Origin of the sequence: Proteiniphilum sp. UBA5463 (assembly GCF_002427225.1) — a bacterium.
Classification (GTDB): domain Bacteria; phylum Bacteroidota; class Bacteroidia; order Bacteroidales; family Dysgonomonadaceae; genus Proteiniphilum; species Proteiniphilum propionicum.
Genome location: NZ_DIQL01000041.1, coordinates 4,522 through 6,962 on the forward strand (window position 1 = coordinate 4,522; position 2,441 = coordinate 6,962).

The 2,441-nt window shown below is 42.5% G+C and carries 3 protein-coding genes and 1 pseudogene; all 4 read left to right on the forward strand.

Annotated features, from left to right (window positions below):
• The first annotated feature begins 65 nt into the window (after positions 1–65).
• Complete coding sequence (locus tag B3B27_RS06850; RefSeq protein ID WP_256448718.1) at positions 66–194, forward strand: DUF554 family protein; 129 nt, start codon at positions 66–68, stop codon at positions 192–194.
• Positions 195–301: 107 nt separating this feature from the next.
• Positions 302–820: an efflux RND transporter permease subunit gene (locus tag B3B27_RS06855; RefSeq protein WP_286847181.1), complete on the forward strand. Its 519-nt coding sequence runs from the start codon at positions 302–304 to the stop codon at positions 818–820.
• Positions 821–1,354: 534 nt separating this feature from the next.
• Complete coding sequence (locus B3B27_RS06860) at positions 1,355–1,921, forward strand: hypothetical protein (RefSeq protein WP_238868096.1); 567 nt, start codon at positions 1,355–1,357, stop codon at positions 1,919–1,921.
• A gap of 226 nt (positions 1,922–2,147) precedes the next feature.
• Positions 2,148–2,306 (forward strand): annotated as a pseudogene (locus tag B3B27_RS06865) (TonB-dependent receptor domain-containing protein); the annotation flags it as partial.
• Positions 2,307–2,441 lie beyond the last annotated feature (135 nt).

Here is a 2,441-nt window from a genome sequence, read left to right on the forward strand (position 1 = left end):
GTGATTATGATGTCAATCATCTAATTAGAGACTTTCTCAAGCAGACTCAATAATGGATATATACAATGATTGGAACCCTTGTAAATACAGTTGCCGTGCTGGGAGGCGGAATTATTGGACTTTTGCTGAAGAAACGGATGCCAGCTGTGGCAGACAATCCTGTCACACCGAAAAGGTCGGTGAGAGTGGACTGATGAAAAAGTGCCGCACCTCTTGAGGGTTTGGTATACACACCCGCTAAATCGATCCGGTCATTGGCTTAGGATATTTTAAAGGTGCTTTGGCTGTAAAAGCATCGCAAATGGCCCTCAACACCGCTATGATAGGCATGCAGGTAAGGCAAAACCTTTACGGAGCCGAATCGGGTGATTTCAGCGAAGACGGGAACGACTACGGTATCGTAGTGCAATATGCACCGGAACATCGGAATGAAGTGAACAAACTGAAAGAGATGCAGGTCTCCAACCTGTTGGGACAACAAATTCCCCTGTCTGCCATAGCCGACATCGTAGAAAGCCTGGGGCCGCTGGAGATCCAGCGTCAATCGCAGCAACGATATGTTAAAACCACCGCCGACCTTAACGGTGTTTCGCTGGGTGAAGCTACCAATCCGTTTACGTTGGTGGGGGTCATTCTGGCGTCCTTCGTAACGGGAATAACCTTGAGCGTCACCACCTTCATCGGGTTGATCATGCTTGTAGGTATTGTGGTAAACAACGGTATCGTGCTCGTGGACTACATCAACATGTTGCGCAAGCGTAATTATCCGTTGCGCGATGCCGTAATGGAAGCCGGGCGTTCACGGTTGCGCCCCATTTAAACACGGCAGTTTGGCCGGGTACAATTCCTCTGTATTTATACAGGAAAGCGATAAAAACAAAGTGTCCTCATTGATCGAAACAATAAACAGGATGAACCAATCGGTATTCACCCCCGGAGAACTGATCGCACTGTTCGTGTGGGACATCGCCGCCTGTCTGCAACCGGGAGAAAGAAACGGTTCCTGACAAGGCGGCATCGGTTAATAATAGTTAAAAAAACAAGTATTGCTATTTTTATATTTATTTTTGCAGTGCTTTTATCAAAAAGATTTAGTTTAACAGCCTATAGGATCAGATAAAATATGGAATGCTTCTCCAAGTCAAGTTAAAGTTTTTAACAAAAAAGCAGAGTTTTATATATCCTACAATAGCAACTCAAATTTATTAGCCAATTTATGGAATTCCATAAAGTATCTTTTAAAAAATAATACCCCCAGCATTGAAGGAGCATATGCTTATGCATATACTACAACCTCAAATAAAAAGGAAGTAAAAGGTCTGATATTACAAAAAATTGGAAAATAAAAAATAGTATGAAAAATTTATTCGCTTATTCTTGCATACTTATCGCTTTTTTCCTCCTCTCTGCAGGAGCAATGGCTCAAAAACGGGTCGATCTTAAAATATTGGGATCGAGTGTGGCCGAATTATCCATAAATAACAGATTCGGGGATAATCCATCCATATCGAAATGGGGGTATAAAATAGGTGCCGGATGGGGATATGTAAAAGGAAACACCAATATAATCCCCTTTACTTCAAGAGATGGAATTGTCGGGCTGCCCGATAACCCGGCTTGGATTTCAATTCCATTGGAAGTAACATATACTCTTGGACAAAATTCCCACAAGTTTGAAATAGGTGCGGGATTTGTACCCTTTTATTCGGTAAAATCAGAAATCCTGGATAAATTAGATAAAAAGCATATATCCATGTATGGTATTGTCGAGCCCAAATATTTATACAATAAAAAAGGCAGTTCTTTCCTTTTCGGTATCGGACTCGATTTCAAGTACCAAATCCCCGGGTTGAAATTCTCTGATTTTTACTTGAGGGACTTTTCTGTTTTTCCCGGCTTATATTTCGGTTATATAATCTGATTTTTTAACATTTTATATAAGCCATTACACTAAAAAGGGCAACCTTGTCTGCCCTGCCGCCGTGTTACCAGACAGGTAATTGTGAAAATTCCGTCCCTAATCGAACATTTTCCGAAATTTTTTGAACACACTCTTCCTGGCCGATTTCGACGGTGCAAAATTAGGTGATTTATCCTGAACGGGGACAGTTGTTATAGCTTCAAACTTGTCGGCATCAAAAGGCTGTCCAAGGGCAAACATCCGTTATAACCCAAACGGGAAAGTCAACTTCCGCCTGTCGTATAGCGAAGGGTTCCGCGCGCCGCAGTATTTCGATGAGGACCTGCACGTGGACATTGCCGGCGGCGAACACATCGTCCGTATCCTGTCAAAAGGCCTGCAAGAAGCGTGTTTGCAGGGATAAAACTAACGCTTTGAAACATATTGAATTCTGAACTCCAGGAAATTACAGTTCCTGGAGTTTAGGTTTCGATCAGACCTACCACTGTATTGAATAGCCTCCCTCCGCGTATTTTTCGAA

What these genes read in the sequence shown, in the direction of transcription:
- B3B27_RS06850 (WP_256448718.1), top strand. Translation starts at nt 66, where the DNA reads ATGATTGGAACCCTTGTAAATACAGTTGCCGTGCTGGGAGGCGGAATT.
- B3B27_RS06855 (WP_286847181.1), top strand. Translation starts at nt 302, where the DNA reads ATGGCCCTCAACACCGCTATGATAGGCATGCAGGTAAGGCAAAACCTT.
- B3B27_RS06860 (WP_238868096.1), top strand. Translation starts at nt 1,355, where the DNA reads ATGAAAAATTTATTCGCTTATTCTTGCATACTTATCGCTTTTTTCCTC.